Raw genomic sequence first — 220 nt, 5'->3', positions numbered from 1 at the left:
TCCTGCTTTGCAGGTGATTTCAGGCATTGGGTAACGCGAACCGTCCGTGCAACGGGCATTCCCGCGACTCTTAATCATTAATTCGCCCGATTGATGCAGACCAGAGAAAATTTCGGCGCGGCAAACGATATTGTCGCCATGCACGACGCGCGCAGTGCCCTTATTGGCCTGGATCTGATAGCGCAGCGATGGGGCTTTACCGCTGACCGGATCTTTTATA

At 53.6% G+C, this 220-nt stretch carries 1 pseudogene; it reads right to left on the bottom strand.

From position 1 onward, the window contains the following. Positions 1-220, bottom strand: a pseudogene (locus tag FDX22_RS21575) (ssrAB-activated protein); the annotation flags it as partial.

Source organism: Citrobacter sp. TBCS-14 (genome assembly GCF_005280805.1).
In the GTDB taxonomy this organism is placed as follows: Bacteria; Pseudomonadota; Gammaproteobacteria; order Enterobacterales; family Enterobacteriaceae; genus Citrobacter; species Citrobacter gillenii.
The sequence above is the reverse complement of the archived record's forward strand: the minus strand, read 5'-3'. Positions and strand labels throughout refer to the sequence as shown.